The sequence below is a fragment of the Moraxella sp. genome, from assembly GCF_024227015.1.
In the GTDB taxonomy this organism is placed as follows: Bacteria; Pseudomonadota; Gammaproteobacteria; order Pseudomonadales; family Moraxellaceae; genus Moraxella.
In genome coordinates this window covers 1-513 of sequence record NZ_JAAELD010000185.1, presented here as the reverse complement: position 1 = coordinate 513, position 513 = coordinate 1, and the positions used below count along the sequence as shown (strand labels likewise).

Genomic DNA, 513 nt, shown 5'->3' with positions numbered 1-513 from the left:
GGGCCACGCCTGGGTGGTGGCTGTCATCAACGGCAAGGAATTTTTGCTGGAGGCTACCAGCAAAAAAAAGATTCGCAGCATGGGTGCCATACCTGCGGCGGCTTTGATGGTGGACTATCATCCGGCGTATCAGTTTAATCGCAAGAAATTCTGGGTCAATACCGGCAGTCAATTTACAACTAGATACACCGGCAGACCCTGGAAATTAAAATCGCGGTTCGTTGATACAGGTGGCGCGGTTTCTACAAAATTATAAACACGTCCCAATAATATGGATGCAGTATAAACCAAAGGGCTGATCATGAATGCTTGGTCGAGGTTATTTTTGAAGGTGCCGTTATGACCCTGCGATCAAAATGGATTGATCTCCTGTATAATTTGGCTACAGGCAGTAGGAAGAAGCGCAATATTTATACGCCCGTAGGGGCATTTATTTACGCGCTGTTGATGTTTTTGTTTATCTCACTGTCACTATATTTGGACGATGTAATCGGTCTTGCTGGAAAAATGCCG

1 protein-coding gene is annotated in these 513 nt (G+C 45.4%); it reads left to right on the top strand.

Annotated elements, in window-relative coordinates:
- Positions 1 to 256: hypothetical protein (locus GY683_RS04155; protein WP_297287548.1), on the top strand; the 256-nt coding region annotated here is incomplete at its 5' end.
- Between the last annotated feature and the right edge of the window lie 257 nt (positions 257 to 513).